Raw genomic sequence first — 17893 nt, forward strand, 5'->3', positions numbered from 1 at the left:
CAATCCGATGACGGATCAGCGTGGTTTTCAGCCCAGAGGGTTGGGTGAGATTGCAATTCGATGTGCCGATATGGGCGCGATGGTGCAATTCTACGAGTCGGTGATCGGATTGCAGCGTCTGCAAGGCGATCACAACTCTGCCATCACATTCTTCAAAATCGCCGAAGGGTTCGGGGGACACACGCAGGTGCTTGCCCTGTTTCATCATTCGGTTGGATCAGAGACACCGAACAAAGCCCCAGTGACAGGATGTGCCTCGGCGTTGCACCATATCGCACTGTCCGTGCCCTTTGCAGAGCAAGAGGCTGTCATCCGTTGGTACGAACAAATCGGTCAGCCCTATCGCGTTGAACAGTTCGGCTGGATCGGCTGGCGCGGAATTTTCACTCAGGACCCCGAAGGCAACACGGTCGAGCTTGTGGCTTACGATCCGTCGATGCTGAATCAGGCCTGATAGGGGCGCACGAAAACAGGCCTCTCTTCCGAGGATAAATCTGCCCGGTATTCGTATCCCCCGCTGTCGAAATCAAGCAGACCTTTGGGATCAGTTAGGCGGTGTTGGATGACATAACGCGCCATTGCGCCACGTGCCTTTTTGGCAAAGAAGCTGACGATTTTAGGCGCGCTGCCTTTGTCTTCCATAAAGATAGGTGTCACAACGGGCATCTTCAGCGCTTTCAGATCGACCGCGCCGAAGTATTCCTGGCTGGCGCAGTTTACCAGAACATTGCTCTCGGTTTCGGCTGCTTGTGCATTCAGTGCTTTGCTCAACTGATCGCGCCAATATTCATACAGGTTCTTGCCGCGCCGGGTTTTCAACTTGCTGCCCATCTCAAGCCGATAGGCCTGAATGGCATCCAGCGGGCGCAATACGCCGTAGAGGCCGGATAAGATGCGCAGGTGATCTTGCGCCCAGGCCATTTCATCCGCGTCCAGCGACGCGGCTTCAAGGCCCTGATACGTATCACCCGCAAAGGCCAAGGCGGCGGGGCGTGTCGCATCTGCCGCGGGTGCATCTGAAAACACGCGATATCTGTCACGGTTCAGGCGGGCCAGATCATCGCTCAGGTCCATCAGCTTTTTCAGATCACCCAACGTCAAGTTGCGCGCGGTTTTCGACAGGCGGATTGCGTCGTCTTGAAAAGCGGGTTGGGTCACGTCGACATTTCGTTCCGCCCAATCCAGCCGTTTGGCCGGGGAAATCACTACCAGCATATCCGCCCTCGTTTCTTGCCTGTCGTTGGGTATCTAGCCCGCTTGTTGCAGCACGTCCAGAAACGCCTCTCCAAACCTTTCGTGTCGGCGGTCACCCAGCACTTGCTCCATCCCGCGTGGATCGTCCGGGCGTAATTGCGCCACCTTGGCCAGTTGCGAGGCGGTGCAGCTGAGCGGTTTGTCAATGCCGTCGGGCCCCCGAGACAACTCGGACTGCACCTTGAGCAACTGATCATAAATGTCGCCCTGATCGCGACCTGCCAGCTTGCGCCTTGCGGGGTGAAGCTCTTCCACCGCGCCGGTCAAAACCTCAAGGAACGTCGCGCCATAGCGCTCCAGCTTCTTAGCGCCGATACCGCTGATCCGGGCCATATCGTCCAGATTTGCGGGGCGGGTCTCGGCCATTTCGATCAGGGTACGGTCGGGAAAGATAACATAGGCTGGAACCCGTGCAGCCTCGGCCAATGCGCGGCGTTTGGCTTTGAGCGCCGAAAGCAGCGGCGCGTCTTCCTCGGACACCATCGCCTTAACGGCGGGCCGTCGCGAGGCTTTGCGGATCGTGTCCTTTCGCAGATCGATCTGCGCCTCGCCCTTCAGGATCGGTTTGGCGGTTTCGGTCATGCGCAGTGCGCCGTGGCGCTCGGGGTCGGGGCGCACCAGATCGTGGCCCATCATCTGACGAAAGATTGCCTGCCATTGCGGGCGCGACCAGTCCTTGCCGATGCCCCAAGTGGACAGCGTGTCATGCCGCCGCGCCCGGATCTTGTCGGTCTCATTGGCCAGTAGAATGTCGATCAGGTGGCCCGCGCCAAACCATTCCTCGGTACGCAGGATTGCGGACAAAGCCATTCGAACAGGCGTGGTGCCATCGAAGACCTCGGGCGGGTTGTCGCAAAGATCGCACTTACCACAGGCTTCAGCCAGTTCCCCGAAATATCCCAATAGGGTCTGACGACGGCATTTCAGGGCCTCAGCCAAACCCAGTAACGCGTTAAGGCGCGCATGATCCGCCATGCGCCGCTCGGGCGGGGCCAAACCTTCGTCGATCTGGGACCGGCGCAAACGAATGTCATCGGGCCCGAATAAGGTCAGTGTTTCAGCAGGGGCCCCATCGCGGCCCGCACGGCCGATTTCCTGATAATAGGCCTCAATCGATTTGGGCAGGTCCGCATGCGCAACCCAGCGGATATCGGGTTTGTCGATGCCCATGCCAAAGGCGACCGTGGCGACGACAATCAGCCCATCCTCTCGGGCAAAACGAGTTTCGACAATGCGGCGATCTTCGGCCTCCATCCCGCCATGATAGTGACAGGCCGTGTGGCCTTCGGCGCGCAGGGCTTGAGCCAGCACTTCGGTCTTGTTGCGGGTCCCACAATAGACGATGCCGGATTGCCCTGTGCGCGCAGAGGCAAAGTCGAGGATCTGTTTGCGCGGCCCGTCCTTGGCGGCAAAGGCCAGATGGATATTGGGTCGGTCGAACCCGCGCAGGAATTTGCGCGGCTCAGAGCCGTCAAACAATTTCTGAACGATCTCATCCTGCGTTTCCGCATCCGCCGTTGCGGTGAACGCGGCCAGAGGCACATCCAAGGCGCGCCGCAGCTCTCCGATCCGCAGGTAATCGGGGCGGAAGTCGTGGCCCCATTGGCTGACGCAATGCGCCTCATCCACCGCGATCAGGCTGACGTTGATCCTGCGCAGCATTCCCAGCGCTGACCCAGCCGCCAGACGTTCCGGTGCCATATAAAGCAGTTTCAGCCGCCCGGCCTCTAACGCCTCCCAGACAGCATCGGTTTCTTCGGGGGTGTTGCCTGACGTGAGCGCCCCGGCCTCAACCCCAGCCTCTTGCAATCCGCGCACCTGATCCCGCATCAGTGCGATGAGAGGTGAGATCACGACAGTCACGCCGTCTCGCAACAGTGCAGGCAATTGGAAACACAGGGATTTACCACCGCCCGTGGGCATAATCGCCAGCACGTTCTCACCCGCTGTCACGGCATCAACAATCTCTTCCTGCCCGGGGCGGAAGGCGTCGAATCCAAAGACATCGCGCAGCAAGGGTGCGGAGTCGAACATCTGCGGGGTGGCCCTGTTTTATGGTTTATCTGCTCTTAAGACAGGACCATCACATACTAAGATTCGGTGAACAAGAGGTCAGTAGAAATAGACCGCATTGTTGATCAGGATTATCCGCAGCGCATAAACCCCGATCAGTACCACCAAAGGCGTCAGATCAAGCCCGCCCATATTGGGCAGGATGCGGCGGATGGGGCCATAGATCGGCTCTAATATGCGGTTCAGGCCGTACCAGATTTGCGCGACAAGCTGTTGATGCAGGTTCAACACCTGAAAGTTGATCAGCCAGCTCATGATCACATGGGCCAGGATGATGAACCAGACGATGTCCAGGATCAGCAGCAAGATTTGGATCAGCGACAGCATGGGCACTTCCTTTTTCGCGTTTGCAGAGACCTAAGCGCAGAGGTCGCAAAGAGCAAGCCTGTCCCAACACAACCCTTGCGAAAAAGCCCAAAGCCCCGTCTTATGAAAACAACGAAAAACAGAGGCATCGATGGCAGTAATATCCAAGCGCAAGCGTATTTGGGGCTGGTGGTTCTTTGACTGGGCAAGCCAGCCGTACCATTCGCTATTGGTGACTTTTGTCTTTGGTCCTTATTTCGCGGGTGTTGCCGCTGGATATTTTGCCGGAACCGGGCTGGACGCGCAGGCCGCCGCCGCGCGGGCGCAAACGGTTTGGGCCAATTGCCTGACCATCACCGGATTGATCATCGCCTTTGGAGCGCCTTTGCTGGGCGCGATGGCAGATGTCTCAGGCCGCCGCATCCCCTGGATATTTGGATTTTCGGTCATGTATGTCGTTGGCTCGGCGGCGTTGTGGTACACGATGCCCGACGGCTCGAACATGTGGCTGATGCTATCGGCATTTGGTCTGGGCTTTGTGGGCGCGGAATACGCTTTGATTTTCATCAACTCGCAGCTGCCCGATTTGGGGGACGATGAAGAAGTTGGCGAGATTTCTGGATCGGGCTTTGCCTTTGGCTATTTCGGCGGGCTGATCTCACTGGCGATCATGCTGCTGTTGTTTGTCGAGCAACCCAACGGCAAGACGCTAATCGGGATTGAACCTGCCCTTGGGCTGGACGCTGCTGCGCAGGAAGGCACCCGCTTCGTCGGACCGTTTACCGCAGGATGGTTCATCTTGTTCATGGTGCCCTATTTCTTGTGGGTTCGAGATGATCCTGACAGCGGCAAACATGGCGGCGTGGGCGAGGCACTGCGCCTGTTGGGCAAATCCATCTCGGACCTGCGCCACCGGGTCAGTCTGGCGACCTATCTTGGCTCGTCCATGTTCTATCGTGACGCGTTGAACGGGCTTTACAGCTTTGGCGGGGTCTATGCGCGGCTGGTGCTGGAGTGGGACCTGATCAAGATCGGCGTATTCGGCATTGTCAGCGTTTTGGCCTCGGCCATATTCGCATGGATCGGTGGCAAGATGGATCGGAAATTCGGCCCTAAACCGGTGATTTTGATCGCTATCTGGGTGCTGATCTTTGTCTGCGTCACCATTGTGTCGATGGATCGAACTCAGATTTATGGCATCGCCTTACCCGAAGGCTCGGGCCTGCCGGATATGGTGTTCTTTGGCTGCGGTATCCTGATCGGCGGCATGGGCGGCGTGCTGCAATCGGCCAGCCGGTCGATGATGGTACGCCACACTGATCCCGAAGCCCCGGTCGAGAGCTTTGGCCTGTACGGTCTGTCGGGCCGCGCCACCGCCTTCGTGGCACCTTTGCTGATCGGGATTGCAACAACCGTAGCCGGGAATGCGCGATTGGGGGTGTCGCCGATCATCGGGTTGTTTATTCTGGGGTTATTCCTGATGCGCTGGGTGAAACCGGAAGGGGATCAGAGCAGATGATTTTATTACGCTTTTTGGCCATTCTGGCCGTAACAGTACTGGCAGGCACAGCTGGGGCACAGCCCTTGGCCAAGCAGTTGTTTGGAGCCCAAAAGGTTGGGTCACAGCAAAAATCAGCGGCATTCGGCAGTTATTCGCGCGGATGTGCAGCCGGGTCAGTGCAATTGCCCGAAACCGGTCCAACTTGGCAGGCCATGCGCCTGTCTCGTAATCGCAACTGGGGGCACCCCGAGGCGATCGACTATGTGCAAGACCTCAGCCGGTTTGCCGCCAAGCAACCGGGGTGGAACGGTCTCTATATCGGCGATATCAGCCAGCCGCGTGGGGGGCCAATGACTTCGGGCCATCGCTCGCATCAACTCGGGTTGGATATCGACATCTGGATGTTGCCCGGGGACAATATGCGCCTCAGCCGCAAGGCGCGCGAGAATATCTCGTCAATTTCATTGCGTCGCTCGAACGGAGCCTATGTGAACGGCAACTGGACCAAGCAGCATCATGCGGTTCTCCGCGAGGCTGCAAAGGACAAGCGCGTCGCCCGGATATTTGTTTTCCCCGGCGCCAAGGTGCAGATGTGTAATGATGAGAAGGGCAACAAGGCTTACTTGCGCAAAATCAGACCATGGTGGGGGCATCACTATCATTTCCATGTACGTCTGAAATGCCCAAGAGGCTCGAAAGGATGCGTCAATCAGGACCCGCCGCCAAAGGGCGATGGCTGCGCCGAGGCGCAACAATGGGTGCGCAATATTCTGAACCCGCCACCACCAGATCCAAACGCGCCTGCGCCAAAAAAACGTCGCGAGTATCGCTTGGCTGATTTGCCCCAGCAATGCACCACCGTCTTGCAATCCAACTGATCGCGGCGCTGCTTTTGATTGGATCAGCCTGGGCGGTCGATCTCAAGCGTGCTTCGCTGCTTGAAAGCTATGATTGGCGCGATAGTGCCGACTGGTTTGGCGGGTTTTCGGCGATCCATATCTCAAAGAATGGTCGCCATATGATGGCCGTTAGCGATCGATCGCGACTGGTGACGGCGCGGATCGAGCGGGAAGGCACTCAAATCCGCAACATCCAACTCCTTGAGAACTGGCCGATCCTGTCCAGCAAAGGACGGGTTCTAAGGGGCAGGGCAGGGGATTCCGAGGGGATCGCGATTGCGCCGGATGGCAGCTTCTATATCTCGTTCGAGGGGGTCCACCGCATAGCGCACTACTCCGCCCCCGGTGCCAAGGCGCGGGTTCTGCCGCGCCCGCGAGAGTTTCAGAACCTCGATGGTAACGGCTCATTCGAGGGGTTGGCGATTGATGATCTAGGTCGGCTTTATACTCTGACCGAAAAGAGCCGGACCCAGCGCGGCGACATCCCCGTCTATCGCTGGGATGGCAGCCGCTGGTCGATGCCTTTCGTATTGCCACCGCGTGGAAAGTTCCTGCCGGTTGCCGCAGATTTCGGCCCGGATGGGCGGTTCTATGTTCTTGAGCGGGCTGTCGCGTTCATCGGCTTCCGTTCACGTTTGCGGCGTTGGGAGATCGCGAACGATATTCCGCAAGCCGAAGAAATTCTATTCGAGACAGACACGGGGACCCATGACAATCTCGAAGGTCTGTCGGTTTGGCGTGATACGGAAGGTCGATTGCGCGCTACCATGGTGTCGGATGACAATTTCCTTGCCCTGCAGCGTACCGAGTTGGTGGAATATATGCTGCCCGATTGACAGGCCCAACACAAAGGTCTAAACGCACGGCCTGCCTTGGGATGAGCCCGGGGCCAAGTCGCCGCTACCTTGTCAAAACGGGCATCTGAAAATGCAACGCAGCTATATTCCCGGCATTATTGCCATGGCCTCGATCGTCGTGGCCTCAAACATTCTGGTCCAGTTCCTGATCTTTGACGGGCTGTTGACCTGGGGTGCATTCACCTATCCGCTGGCCTTTCTGGTCACCGACATTATGAACCGTGTTTACGGCGTGGGTCCGGCCCGCAAGGTCGTGTTTGCCGGGTTTGTCACCGGTATCATCTGCTCGCTGATCGGCAGCCAGATCATGCTGCAGGGCGACGGCTTCACCTATGCTGCCGTACCGCTGCGGATTGCCGTTGCGTCGGGCACCGCGTTCCTGATCGCACAGCTGACCGATGTTACCGTGTTCAATTCGCTGCGCGGAGGCCGCTGGTGGCGCGCGCCTCTGGTCTCAACTCTTGTAGGGTCGGCACTGGACACTGCGATCTTCTTTACTCTGGCCTTCTCGGCCTCGGTTACCTTCTTCGGTGCCAACGCGGACGCTGCGATCAACTGGGCGTGGGAGCCTGTGCCGTTCATGCTGTCTGGCCCGACGGCGCCGCTTTGGGTCACGCTCGCATTCGCGGATTGGTTGGTGAAGCTGTCGCTGGCCCTGATCGCCCTGATCCCGTTCAAGGTGATCGTTGCCCGTCTGACTGCCGCGCAGCCCGCATAAAAAAAGTTCTTTGAGATTGGCACAACTTGTGTCACGCTCCTTTTCAACCGCAACAGATAGAAAAGGAGGTGATCCAGTGTCGAGAAAGAGATTGGAGAGAGGTGTCGGAACAACCGGGGGGATCGCCTGCTAGGGCAGCCCTTGGCGGAGCGCGCGCTCCGGCTGGTCGATTGATCTAACCGACCCAACCTCCTGAACTTTCGAAGGGCCGTCCCGCCGGGGCGGCCCTTTCTGTTTCGTCCGCCAACTTGTAAGGTCCGCCTCATGTTGCACATCACCGACGATATCATCCTGCAGGACTGGGAAATGACCGAGAGCTTTGTGCGGTCCTCTGGCCCTGGCGGACAGAACGTCAACAAGGTCTCCACGGCAGTTGAGCTGAGGTTCGAAGCTGCGCGCTCACCCTCTCTGCCGGACCCGGTCAAGAACCGGCTGAAACGTCTTGCCGGGCGGCGCTGGACTAAAGATGGCGCGATCATCATCCAATGCGAAGAAACCCGCAGCCAGGCCCGAAATCGTGAAATCGCCCGCGCAAGACTGGCTGAGTTGATTACGCGTGCGCTGGTCAAACCCAAGCGGCGCATTGCCACCAAGCCCACCTATGGATCGGTCAAACGACGGCTCGCGGCGAAGAAGGCGCGCGGCGATGTCAAAGCCCTGAGGGGCAAAGTCTCTGAAGATTGATCTGGCAGTTTCCGCCCGCCTTGCTACTCTGCCGAGGTAATACGCAGGGGAGGTAACGCCATGAGGCTTGACGGAAAAACCGCGATTGTGACCGGCGGTGCATCCGGATTTGGTGCGGGGATCGTGCAGAAGTTTCTGGCAGAAGGCGCCCGCGTGATGATTGCCGATATCAACGGCGACGCGGCACAAGACTTGGCGGCGCAACTTGGACCGAACGCGTTGGCGCGACATGTGGATGTAGGTGATGGAGCTTCTGTTCAAACCATGGCGGACGCGGCTTATGCCGAATTCGGTCAGCTTGACATATTGGTGAATAATGCCGGCGTAACCCATTTGCCAACACCGCTTGAAGAAGTCAGTGAGGCAGACTTCGACCGCGTTTTTGCCGTGAACATGAAATCCGTTTACCTCACCGCGCGCGCCTTTGTTCCGCAGATGAAGGCCAACGGCGTAGGCGCGATCCTAAATGTTGCCTCAACGGCCGGATTATCACCGCGCCCCAACCTCAATTGGTACAACGCGTCCAAAGGCTGGATGATCACCGCAACCAAAACGATGGCGGTTGAACTTGCTCCCTCGGGTATACGCGTCAACGCAATCTGCCCGGTCGCTGGTGAAACGCCACTGCTGAAATCCTTCATGGGGGAAGACACGCCTGAAATTCGCGCCAAATTCCTGTCGACCATCCCACTGGGGCGCTTCTCTACACCTGAAGACATGGCCAATGCGGCCTGCTTCCTGTGCTCGGACGAGGCCAGCATGATCACCGGCACAGCCCTCGAAGTGGATGGCGGCCGATGCATCTGATCCGCCTCTTCATCTGGCCATAAATATCCCCGCCGGAGGCAGCGCGCCTCAGCGCGCTCTGCCCACAACATCCGAGACGAAAATGACACCCGGACCCAGAAACCTGATCACTGATGTCCCCGGCCTTAAGGTCGGCAATGCGCAAGACGACACGCTGAAATCGGGCACAACTGTCTTGACGGCGGACCAGCCTTTCACCGCCTCGGTGCACGTGATGGGAGGAGCGCCGGGCACGCGCGAAACCGATCTGTTGGCACCCGACAAATCCGTCGACCGCGTGGACGCGATTGCCTTGTCCGGTGGATCTGCCTTTGGACTGGATGCCTGTTCGGGCGTGTCAGATGCGCTGCACGCAGCGGGGCGCGGGTTCAAGGTGGGCTCGGCTATCGTTCCCATTGTCCCTGGGGCGATTCTGTTCGATCTGCTCAATGGCGGCGATAAGAACTGGGCCGAGAACCCCTATCGCGCGTTGGGGAGAGCCGCGTTTCAGGCCGCTTCACCAGAATTTGAACTGGGCACGGCGGGTGCCGGAACTGGCGCATTAGCCGCGATGCACAAGGGTGGTCTGGGCTCGGCTTCGCTTAAATTTGAGGATGGAACAACCGTCGGCGCATTGGTTGCTGCGAACCCGCTTGGCAGTGTGACGACCCCAGGTGATCGTCACTTTTGGGCCGCGCCGTTTGAGTTGGATGGCGAGTTTGGTGGGCTCGGGCCAGACCCCGCATCAGGCCTAGGCAGGGCGCATGTCAGCCGCAAGGCTCAGGCGATGCACTCGGCCCCGGCAGATCGCGCAAATACAACGATAGCAATTGTCGCAACCGATGCTGCATTGACCAAACCGCAATGTCAGCGGATGGCCGTCGCTGCCCATGACGGCATCGCTCGTGCCATTGTTCCAGCACACACACCCGGAGATGGAGACCTTGTGTTTGGCCTCAGTACGGGCGCGCGCGGAGTCGCGCCCGAGGCGGTGGAAATGATTGGAAACGCGGCATCGATTTGTCTGGCGCGGGCGATCGCGCGAGCGATTTTTCTGGCCACGCCCAGCACCAATGACCTTCTGCCCTGCTGGTCACAGTTACATGACTTTGGTTAAGGACAGTGCCAGCGCGGCTGTGACACAGTGCCATCGCGCGGCAATCTGCGCGTTGACTCTCTGCTGTGCCAGCGGTCCATTCGGTGCAGCCAATTCGTATCGGAGCAAAAAGCTATGAATCGTATCCTTGCCACCGCAGTTGCCGGTCTGCTGGCCCTTCCTGTTTACGCAGAAGGCGACGCCGAAGCGGGTAAGAAAACCTTCAACAAATGCAAATCCTGCCACATGATCGCTGATCCTGCGGGCGAGGTGATTGTCAAAGGCGGCAAGACAGGTCCGAACCTTTACGGTATCGCGGGCCGTACCGCCGGAACCGAAGAAGGTTTCAGATATGGCGACAGTCTTGTAGCAGCTGGTGAGAATGGTTTGGTTTGGGATGAAGAGACTTTTGTGGCCTATGCTCAAGACCCCAAAGCGTTCCTGAAGGATTATCTGGGTGAAACCTCGGCCAAGTCGAAAATGACCTTCAAGTTGAAGAAGGGCGGCGAAGACGTCTACGCCTATATCGTGAGTGTTTCTGGCGAATAAAGCAGTCAGCAAAATCTCGGACGAAACAAGAAAGGCCGCAGCCCCTGCGGCCTTTCGTGCGATTGATTGATGTCGCCATCCGCGTCACTTTGGGAGAAAACCGGCAAAACCGCACGGACTGGCAATCGCCAGCAGGAGACAACAGATGGGAATCTTGATCCCGGCCTGGGTTGAGGGTGAACTGACACCTGTCGACAAGTTGGAGGCCCATGAAAAAGGCCTGAAGCACAAGGCCGTTTCAGTCTTCGTTGTGCGCGGGACCGAGATATTGCTGCAACGTCGTGCGTTGGGCAAATACCATACGCCCGGCCTCTGGGCGAATACCTGTTGCACCCATCCCGACTGGAACGAAAGTCCCTCGCACTGTGCCGTTCGTCGCCTGAACGAAGAGCTGGGGATCACCGGGCTTTACCCCGAGTATCGGCATCGGTTGGAATATCACGCCGATGTCGGCAACGGTCTTGTCGAAAATGAAGTGGTCGATGTCTTTCTGGCCCATGTGCGCGGTCCGTTGAAAATCGAGCCTAACCCGGACGAGGTGATGGATATTCGCTGGGTCGATTATCATGATCTGCTGGCCGAGGTGAAACGGCATCCAGAACGGTTCACGCCTTGGCTCAAAATCTACCTGCACAACCATGCCGATACGATCTTTGGCCCTGACCTGATAATCGCGGCCAATTCGTAACCTCGTCTTGCAAGGCGCGCGCAAGCGGCATACATCAACGCGTCATGGCCAAGCAGAAGCAGAACACTGACCCAAATTACAAAGTGATCGCCGAAAACCGGCGTGCGCGCTTCGATTATGCGATCGAGGACGATATCGAATGCGGTATCGTGCTGGAAGGGTCTGAGGTCAAATCCTTGCGCGCGGGTGGCTCGAACATCGCTGAAAGCTATGCATCGGTTGATGATGGAGAGCTGTGGCTGATCAATAGCTACATCGCGCCATATGAGCAAGCCAAGGTCTTCAAGCATGAAGAGCGTCGCCGCCGTAAGCTGCTGGTCTCACGCAAGGAATTGTCGAACCTCTGGAACGCGACCCAACGCAAGGGTATGACACTGGTGCCGCTGGTGCTTTATTTCAATCACAAGGGTCGGGCGAAGCTGAAGATCGGCATTGCCAAGGGTAAAAAGCTGCACGACAAGCGCGAAACGCAAGCCAAGCGGGATTGGTCACGTCAGAAGCAGCGCCTGATGAAAGACCACAGCTAGAACGCCATGGCCGCCTGCACCGCGCGTTGCCACCGCGAGTAAGCCGCGTCTCGGTCGGCATCGGCCATCGCAGGTTCAAACCGGCGGTCCAGATCCCAGGTTTCGGCGAATCCTGCCTGATCCGGGTAGACACCTGCTTTCATACCTGCCAGCCAAGCAGCCCCAAGCGCAGTGGTTTCCTGCATCACAGGGCGGTCAACCGGCGCGCCCAGAATGTTCGAAAGCCCCTGCATCGCCCAATCCGATGCGCTCATCCCACCATCAACGCGCAGGATCACATCGGCCTTTGCGCCCCAATCGCCCTCCATCGCGTGCCACAGATCGCGGGTTTGGAAGGCGATGCTTTCTAATGTGGCGCGCGTGATCTCGGCCCGGCCCGAGTTGCGGGTCAGGCCAAAGATGGCGCCGCGACAATCGGGTTTCCAATATGGCGCGCCCAAGCCAGTGAAGGCAGGGACGAGGACCACATGCTGGGTCGGATCGGCCTGCGCGGCCAGTTCACCACTTTGCGGGGCCGCCTCGATGATCTGCAACGCATCGCGCAGCCATTGCACCGCCGCGCCCGCAATAAAGATCGAGCCCTCAAGCGCATAGGTTTTTTGCCCGTCCAGCTGATAGGCAATGGTTGTCAGCAGTCGGTTCTTCGATTCCACCGGCTGTGCCCCGGTGTTGAGCAGCGCGAAACATCCTGTGCCATAGGTGGATTTCATCATGCCCGGCTGAAAACAGGCCTGTCCTATCGTTGCGGCCTGCTGATCCCCTGCCACGCCCAGTATAGGGATATCGCCACCCAGCAGCGTGGTTGATCCGAAATCTGCCGCACAATCCCGCACGTCGGGCAGCATGGTCTGAGGGATATCCAGCAGGTCGCAAATTTCGCTACTCCATTGTCCCTTGTGGATGTCAAACAGCAGGGTGCGGGCCGCATTGGTGGCATCGGTGGCATGTACGCGACCTTCGGTCAGGCGCCAGATCAGGAATGTGTCGATGGTGCCGAACAGCAGCTCACCGGCAGCGGCGCGGTCGCGTGCGCCGGGCACGGTGTCCAGCAACCACTTGACCTTGGTGCCCGAGAAATAGGGGTCCAGCAGCAGGCCGGTCTGGGCGGTCACATCGTCCTCGCACCCGGCCTTGCGCAGGCGTTCGCAGATGTCGGCGGTGCGACGGTCCTGCCAGACAATGGCGTTATGGATCGGGGTGCCGGTGTCGCGATCCCAGATCACTGTGGTTTCACGTTGATTGGTAATCCCGATTCCGGCGATCTGGCTGGCAGTGACGCCGGTGGTTTCCAGTACTTCCCGGCAAACAGTCAGAACGCTGTCCCAGATCTCCTCAGGGTCATGCTCAACCCAACCTTCCTGTGGGAAATGCTGCTCAAACTCGCGCTGTGCGGTTCCAACGCGCTGCATTTGCGCGTCAAACAGGATCGCACGAGACGATGTGGTGCCCTGATCGATTGCCAGAATATAGGTCATGCCTGCGCCCCTCCCGCCATGGTTTTGCGGGACTTTAGCGCAAACAACGCTGCGCGTACCAGAGGGGAAATCAGACTGGCGAAACCGGTAGATTGTCGATCAGCCGAACGCCATCGGCCCAAGCTGCCGCAAACAACCGGGCTGGCCTGGTGGCATGGGTCAATAGCTCAAGTGTTTCGGCACAGCGCAGTTCAAGATATTCGACATTGGAAAAACCAGCGGCCAGCAGATCGGCCTGCGCCTGCTGCGCCAGCGCCTCAAAGGCGTCTCCGTTTTCCACCGCCTGTACAAGCGCGCGCATGATCCGGTGCTTTTCAGAGGCGATCATCAAACCGCCCTCTGACAGCAGTTGATTACGCGACGACATCGCCAGACCCGAAGGTTCGCGTATTGTGGGGCAGCCAATCACCTCGATCGGAATATCAAGATCGTTGACCATCCGACGCACGATCATGAGCTGCTGATAGTCTTTTTCCCCGAAATAGGCCCGATCCGCCTGAGTTTGCAGGAACAGCTTGGCGACAACAGTGGCTACTCCGTCGAAATGCCCCGGTCGGAATTCACCCTCCATCACATCGGTCAGGCCCGAGACCGAAACGGTGGTTGCGAACCCCGCGGGATAGATCTGATCCGGGTCAGGTACATAAATTGCATCGACGTCGTAGGGGGCCAGTTTCGCGGCATCTTCCACTTCGGTGCGCGGATATTTGGCAAGGTCGTCTGCGTTGTTGAACTGTTTGGGATTCACGAAGATGGTCACAATCACCCGGTCACAATCCGTCTTCGCGGCCTCCGCCAAGGACAGATGCCCCTGATGCAGTGCGCCCATGGTGGGTACAACGCCGATCACTTCCCCTTTTTGGTGCCACTCACGGGTCAGAGCGCGCAGGTCAGCCAATTGGCGAAAGATGGGCGCGGTCATGCGTTGGATCCTTTGGCGGGCGTGGTGTCGGCAAAGACATGTTCATCTGCGGGAAAGCTACGGGCACGCACCTCGGCTGCGTATTCAGCAATGGCCGCTTCGGCCATCGGACCCAGATCAGCATATCGTTTGACGAATTTTGGTTTGAACGCTGTGAAGAAACCCAACATGTCATCCACGACCAGAATTTGGCCGTCACAACCAGCCGAGGCGCCGATCCCGATTGTGGGGATCGCCAATTCTGCGGTGATCCGGTCGGCCAAACCTTGCGGAACCTTCTCTAACACGACAGAAAATGCCCCTGCGTCGGCAACGGCATGGGCATCGGCCAACACGGCCTCGGCCTGCTCATCGCGGCCCTGAACCTTGTAGCCGCCCAAAGTGTTGATTGACTGCGGTGTCAGCCCGATATGCGCCATCACTGGGATGCCGCGTTTCACGAGAAAGCGAATGGTCTCGGCCATCTCCACGCCGCCCTCCAGCTTGACCGCCCCAGCGCCGGTCTCGGACATCAGCCGGGCCGCATTGCGGAAGGCCTGCGCCGGATCATGCTCGTAGCTGGCAAATGGCATGTCGATCACCATCATTGCCTTGTCCAGACCACGGGCAACGGCCTGACCGTGCATGATCATCATCTCCATCGTTACCCCAAGGGTCGAGGTCAGTCCATGCAGCACCATTCCGACGCTGTCTCCGACCAGAACAAAGTCGCAATGCGCGTCCATCAGGCGGGCCATCGGCGTGGTATATGCGGTCAGCGAGACCAAGGGGTCCGTGCCTTTCCGGGCGCGGATATCCTCGGCGTTTGGGGCTTTCTTGCGGGCAGTGGCGCTCATGATCGCTCCTCGCTGGGTTCATGTTGCAGCGCGGCATAGCAGATGCGGCAGGTGCAAAGAAACCCCGGTTGCGCCAACAATCCCTTGATTGACACAGGGTTTCTGGCAGGATCGGTCTCAGAGCGATCCGAAATCATCGGAACAGTCGTACAATGTGGGGAGAGATTTTCATGACAACGCAGCGCTTTCGCTTATTCGCGTCGGCAATGGCCCTGGGTGCCAGTCTGATTGCCACGCAGGCCCTTGCCAAGTCGGACATTACCATCGCCATGCAGCTAGAGCCGCCGCATCTGGATCCGACCAGCGCTGCCGCACAGGCCATCGATTCGGTTGTCTATACCAACATTTTCGAAGGATTGACCCGTTTCATGGGCGACGGATCGGTCGTGCCGGGGCTCGCTGAAAGCTGGGAAATCTCGGATGATGGCACTGTCTATACCTTCAAGCTGCGCGATGGTGTGAGTTTTCATGACGACACCACGATGGATGCAGAAGACGTCAAGTTCAGCCTCGACCGCGCTCGTGCCGAAGATAGCGCCAATGCGCAAAAGGCGCTGTTTGCCGGGATCGAGAACGTTGAAGTGGTGGACCCACTGACCGTACAGGTGACGTTGACGGAGCCAAACGGCAATTTCCTTTTCAACCTCGCCTGGGGGGACGCAGTTATTGTCGCCCCGGAAAGCATCGAGACTATCAAGACCAACCCGGTGGGGACAGGAGCCTATACCTTTGCCGATTGGGTACAGGGCGACAGCATCACCCTGAACCGTAATCCCAACTATTGGGGCAATCAGCCTGCGTTAGAGAGTGCAACATTCAAATTCATCTCGGACCCGACCGCCGCCTTTGCCGCCATGATGGCCGAGGATGTGGACGTGTTCGACAACTTTCCCGCACCCGAGAACCTGCCGCAATTCGAAGCTGATCCACGTTTTCAGGTTCTTGTCGGCTCGACCGAGGGCGAGACCATCCTGTCAACCAACAATAAGCAGGAACCGTTTAACGACATTCTTGTCCGGCAGGCCTTGGCCCATGCGATTGACCGGCAGGCCATCATCGACGGTGCAATGTTCGGTTATGGCACGCCCATCGGCACGCATTTTGCACCGCACAATCCAGCCTATGTCGATCTGACCGGTAATTCGGCCTATGACCCTGAGAAAGCCAAGGCCCTTCTGACCGAGGCAGGCTATCCAGACGGGTTCGCGACCACTCTGCACCTGCCTCCACCCTCCTATGCGCGTCGTGGAGGCGAGATTATCGCCGCCCAATTGGCCGAGATTGGCGTCAATGCCGAGATCATCAATGTGGAATGGGCACAATGGCTGGAGAGCGTGTTCAAAGGCAAGGAATTTGGCCTGACCATCGTCAGCCATACCGAGCCGATGGATATCGGTATCTATGCCCGGCCCGACTATTACTTCCAGTACGACAGCACGGATTTTCAGGCCTTGATGGATACCCTGAACTCTACCACAGACCCTGATGAACGGACCCGTCTGTTGGGAGAGGCTCAGCGACTGATCGCAACCGACTATGTCAATGGCTACCTGTTCCAATTGGCCAAGCTTGGGGTCGCCAAAGCCGGGGTCCAAGGCCTGTGGAAAAACGCGCCCACAGCGGCGATCGACCTGACAGCCATCAGTTGGGACGAATAGATCCAATAAGGAGGCCGGCGCATGATCAGACTATTCCTCGCCGCGTTGATACTCGCGGCGCAGGTCTCTTTCGCGCCGACCGTGCGGGCCAACACGCCGCTGCAACAGGCGGTGGCGTTGTGGCTACAGGGGAACGATATGCAATCCCTGCCACTGCTGGCCGATCTTGCAGGCAAAGGTGTTGTCGAAGCACGTTTGTTGCTTGCCCGGATCGAGGCATCGGATCTGGGCCCATCGCCCTATCGCCAATCCCTTGATCCCGATCAATCGCGTGAATTGTTCCGCCAAAAAGATCTCAGCGCTTTCGGGCAGTCTTGGCTGATGGTCGAGGTGCGGGACGGAAATGAGCTTGCACAGGCTCTAATGCAGGCAAAACGGCCAGAGCCCGATCTTGATCTGATTGCGCAACTCAACGCGCTGGGCGAACATCAGGCCACGGATTACCCCACCCGGATCGTGGCGTTGTATGGCAACGATAAACAGCGCGGGCGATTGTTGGCAGACGATCAGGTCATGCAGGATTTGAAACCTTATCTGACCTATCTGTCTGGTCAGCCCGAACCACGTGGCGATGGCCTGGCCGCGTTGCGTCATATTCAAACGGACCCGGTGGACGCGAATTCGGAGCAGGCATTAGACATGGCGGGCCTGCTGGCGCTTGGGTTGGGATATGGCGACGTATCCCCGGACAATCCGTGGCGGCCAGCGGTTGAAGATTGGCTGATGACGTCGGCATCAACCCGGCCCATCGCGCAGCTTTGTACCGATGAATGCGCCGATGAGGCACCCGATTGCGCCTTTGCATTTCTAGCCTTATCGGGCGGTTATTTCGAAGTGATCCGTACCGATAGCCCGCTTGAAACCGTTATCCCACAAGCAGAGTTTCTGGACAGCCCACGTGCCCGGTTGATGGTTCTACGTCGCGCGACGCTGGCCCGCACGGAAACCAATCTGGATTGGCTATCCGAGACCGAGCCCGCCGCTGAACTATCCACCTGTGCAATCAACCTGATCCAGACAGAGCGGCAGGCCTACAAGTAGATGCTGGACCCGCGCATTCCGCA

At 58.3% G+C, this 17893-nt stretch carries 19 protein-coding genes; 13 read left to right on the plus strand and 6 right to left on the minus strand.

Annotated elements, in window-relative coordinates:
- Window positions 1-7 precede the first annotated feature (7 nt).
- A complete protein-coding gene (locus ACR0B3_RS15420) occupies window positions 8-454 on the plus strand; it encodes a VOC family protein (protein ID WP_480809872.1) in 447 nt (148 codons plus the stop codon).
- Here the strand turns inward: ACR0B3_RS15420 and yaaA are convergent.
- The 3 genes from yaaA to ACR0B3_RS15435 form a co-directional block, all read right to left on the minus strand.
- Window positions 445-1215 carry a peroxide stress protein YaaA gene (gene yaaA, locus ACR0B3_RS15425; RefSeq protein ID WP_480809873.1) on the minus strand — a complete coding sequence of 257 codons (771 nt, stop codon included), beginning with the start codon at window positions 1213-1215 and terminating at the stop codon, window positions 445-447. The genes ACR0B3_RS15420 and yaaA overlap by 10 nt on opposite strands.
- Before the next feature lie 33 nt (window positions 1216-1248).
- A complete protein-coding gene (gene recQ / locus ACR0B3_RS15430) occupies window positions 1249-3288 on the minus strand; it encodes a DNA helicase RecQ (protein WP_480809874.1) in 2040 nt (679 codons plus the stop codon).
- 78 nt (window positions 3289-3366) lie between these two features.
- Window positions 3367-3654, minus strand: a complete 288-nt coding sequence (locus tag ACR0B3_RS15435) for a YggT family protein (protein ID WP_117871642.1) — start codon at window positions 3652-3654, stop codon at window positions 3367-3369.
- A gap of 130 nt (window positions 3655-3784) precedes the next feature.
- Between ACR0B3_RS15435 and ACR0B3_RS15440 the strand changes: the two genes are divergently transcribed.
- From ACR0B3_RS15440 to smpB, 10 genes are all read left to right on the plus strand, one after another.
- Window positions 3785-5152, plus strand: a complete 1368-nt coding sequence (locus ACR0B3_RS15440) for an MFS transporter (RefSeq protein WP_480809875.1) — start codon at window positions 3785-3787, stop codon at window positions 5150-5152.
- Window positions 5149-6012, plus strand: a complete 864-nt coding sequence (gene mepA, locus ACR0B3_RS15445; protein ID WP_480809876.1) for a penicillin-insensitive murein endopeptidase — start codon at window positions 5149-5151, stop codon at window positions 6010-6012. Before ACR0B3_RS15440 ends, mepA begins: the two co-directional genes overlap by 4 nt.
- A complete protein-coding gene (locus tag ACR0B3_RS15450) occupies window positions 5985-6869 on the plus strand; it encodes an esterase-like activity of phytase family protein (protein ID WP_480809877.1) in 885 nt (294 codons plus the stop codon). The genes mepA and ACR0B3_RS15450 overlap by 28 nt, the downstream gene beginning before the upstream one ends.
- 91 nt (window positions 6870-6960) lie before the next feature.
- Complete coding sequence (locus tag ACR0B3_RS15455) at window positions 6961-7608, plus strand: queuosine precursor transporter (RefSeq protein ID WP_480809878.1); 648 nt, start codon at window positions 6961-6963, stop codon at window positions 7606-7608.
- Between the two features lie 264 nt (window positions 7609-7872).
- Complete coding sequence (arfB, locus tag ACR0B3_RS15460) at window positions 7873-8292, plus strand: alternative ribosome rescue aminoacyl-tRNA hydrolase ArfB (protein ID WP_480809879.1); 420 nt, start codon at window positions 7873-7875, stop codon at window positions 8290-8292.
- Window positions 8293-8352: 60 nt separating this feature from the next.
- A complete protein-coding gene (locus ACR0B3_RS15465; RefSeq protein WP_480809880.1) occupies window positions 8353-9099 on the plus strand; it encodes an SDR family oxidoreductase in 747 nt (248 codons plus the stop codon).
- A gap of 82 nt (window positions 9100-9181) precedes the next feature.
- Window positions 9182-10195, plus strand: a complete 1014-nt coding sequence (locus ACR0B3_RS15470; RefSeq protein ID WP_480809881.1) for a P1 family peptidase — start codon at window positions 9182-9184, stop codon at window positions 10193-10195.
- 114 nt (window positions 10196-10309) lie between these two features.
- Window positions 10310-10723 carry a c-type cytochrome gene (locus ACR0B3_RS15475; protein WP_480809882.1) on the plus strand — a complete coding sequence of 138 codons (414 nt, stop codon included), beginning with the start codon at window positions 10310-10312 and terminating at the stop codon, window positions 10721-10723.
- A gap of 145 nt (window positions 10724-10868) precedes the next feature.
- Complete coding sequence (idi, locus tag ACR0B3_RS15480; RefSeq protein WP_480809883.1) at window positions 10869-11411, plus strand: isopentenyl-diphosphate Delta-isomerase; 543 nt, start codon at window positions 10869-10871, stop codon at window positions 11409-11411.
- Window positions 11412-11455: 44 nt separating this feature from the next.
- Window positions 11456-11938: an SsrA-binding protein SmpB gene (smpB, locus tag ACR0B3_RS15485; protein ID WP_039543014.1), complete on the plus strand. Its 483-nt coding sequence runs from the start codon at window positions 11456-11458 to the stop codon at window positions 11936-11938.
- Here the strand turns inward: smpB and glpK are convergent.
- The 3 genes from glpK to panB form a co-directional block, all read right to left on the minus strand.
- Entirely contained in the window at window positions 11935-13413 is a 1479-nt protein-coding gene (glpK, locus tag ACR0B3_RS15490) for a glycerol kinase GlpK (protein ID WP_480809884.1), read from the minus strand. The two genes, smpB and glpK, sit on opposite strands and share 4 nt — an antisense overlap.
- A 70-nt stretch (window positions 13414-13483) precedes the next feature.
- Window positions 13484-14335 (minus strand): pantoate--beta-alanine ligase, encoded by an 852-nt coding sequence (gene panC / locus ACR0B3_RS15495; protein WP_480809885.1) that lies wholly within the window; start codon window positions 14333-14335, stop codon window positions 13484-13486.
- On the minus strand, window positions 14332-15171 hold the full coding sequence (gene panB, locus ACR0B3_RS15500) for a 3-methyl-2-oxobutanoate hydroxymethyltransferase (protein ID WP_480809886.1): 840 nt from the start codon (window positions 15169-15171) through the stop codon (window positions 14332-14334). Before panB ends, panC begins: the two co-directional genes overlap by 4 nt.
- A gap of 170 nt (window positions 15172-15341) precedes the next feature.
- Here panB and ACR0B3_RS15505 point away from each other — a divergent pair, with 170 nt between their 5' ends.
- Window positions 15342-16829, plus strand: coding sequence for an ABC transporter substrate-binding protein (locus ACR0B3_RS15505; RefSeq protein WP_480809887.1), 1488 nt, complete (start codon window positions 15342-15344; stop codon window positions 16827-16829).
- A gap of 21 nt (window positions 16830-16850) precedes the next feature.
- Entirely contained in the window at window positions 16851-17870 is a 1020-nt protein-coding gene (locus ACR0B3_RS15510) for a hypothetical protein (protein WP_480809888.1), read from the plus strand.
- The last annotated feature ends 23 nt before the right edge of the window (window positions 17871-17893 follow it).

The organism is Ruegeria sp. CE9 (assembly GCF_056537425.1).

What these genes read in the sequence shown, in the direction of transcription:
- panC (WP_480809885.1), bottom strand. Translation starts at nt 14,335, where the DNA reads ATGACCGCGCCCATCTTTCGCCAATTGGCTGACCTGCGCGCTCTGACC.
- ACR0B3_RS15450 (WP_480809877.1), top strand. Translation starts at nt 5,985, where the DNA reads ATGCACCACCGTCTTGCAATCCAACTGATCGCGGCGCTGCTTTTGATT.
- yaaA (WP_480809873.1), bottom strand. Translation starts at nt 1,215, where the DNA reads ATGCTGGTAGTGATTTCCCCGGCCAAACGGCTGGATTGGGCGGAACGA.
- ACR0B3_RS15440 (WP_480809875.1), top strand. Translation starts at nt 3,785, where the DNA reads ATGGCAGTAATATCCAAGCGCAAGCGTATTTGGGGCTGGTGGTTCTTT.
- ACR0B3_RS15455 (WP_480809878.1), top strand. Translation starts at nt 6,961, where the DNA reads ATGCAACGCAGCTATATTCCCGGCATTATTGCCATGGCCTCGATCGTC.
- ACR0B3_RS15510 (WP_480809888.1), top strand. Translation starts at nt 16,851, where the DNA reads ATGATCAGACTATTCCTCGCCGCGTTGATACTCGCGGCGCAGGTCTCT.
- smpB (WP_039543014.1), top strand. Translation starts at nt 11,456, where the DNA reads ATGGCCAAGCAGAAGCAGAACACTGACCCAAATTACAAAGTGATCGCC.
- ACR0B3_RS15470 (WP_480809881.1), top strand. Translation starts at nt 9,182, where the DNA reads ATGACACCCGGACCCAGAAACCTGATCACTGATGTCCCCGGCCTTAAG.
- panB (WP_480809886.1), bottom strand. Translation starts at nt 15,171, where the DNA reads ATGAGCGCCACTGCCCGCAAGAAAGCCCCAAACGCCGAGGATATCCGC.
- ACR0B3_RS15435 (WP_117871642.1), bottom strand. Translation starts at nt 3,654, where the DNA reads ATGCTGTCGCTGATCCAAATCTTGCTGCTGATCCTGGACATCGTCTGG.
- glpK (WP_480809884.1), bottom strand. Translation starts at nt 13,413, where the DNA reads ATGACCTATATTCTGGCAATCGATCAGGGCACCACATCGTCTCGTGCG.
- mepA (WP_480809876.1), top strand. Translation starts at nt 5,149, where the DNA reads ATGATTTTATTACGCTTTTTGGCCATTCTGGCCGTAACAGTACTGGCA.
- recQ (WP_480809874.1), bottom strand. Translation starts at nt 3,288, where the DNA reads ATGTTCGACTCCGCACCCTTGCTGCGCGATGTCTTTGGATTCGACGCC.
- ACR0B3_RS15475 (WP_480809882.1), top strand. Translation starts at nt 10,310, where the DNA reads ATGAATCGTATCCTTGCCACCGCAGTTGCCGGTCTGCTGGCCCTTCCT.
- idi (WP_480809883.1), top strand. Translation starts at nt 10,869, where the DNA reads ATGGGAATCTTGATCCCGGCCTGGGTTGAGGGTGAACTGACACCTGTC.
- ACR0B3_RS15420 (WP_480809872.1), top strand. Translation starts at nt 8, where the DNA reads ATGACGGATCAGCGTGGTTTTCAGCCCAGAGGGTTGGGTGAGATTGCA.
- arfB (WP_480809879.1), top strand. Translation starts at nt 7,873, where the DNA reads ATGTTGCACATCACCGACGATATCATCCTGCAGGACTGGGAAATGACC.
- ACR0B3_RS15465 (WP_480809880.1), top strand. Translation starts at nt 8,353, where the DNA reads ATGAGGCTTGACGGAAAAACCGCGATTGTGACCGGCGGTGCATCCGGA.
- ACR0B3_RS15505 (WP_480809887.1), top strand. Translation starts at nt 15,342, where the DNA reads ATGACAACGCAGCGCTTTCGCTTATTCGCGTCGGCAATGGCCCTGGGT.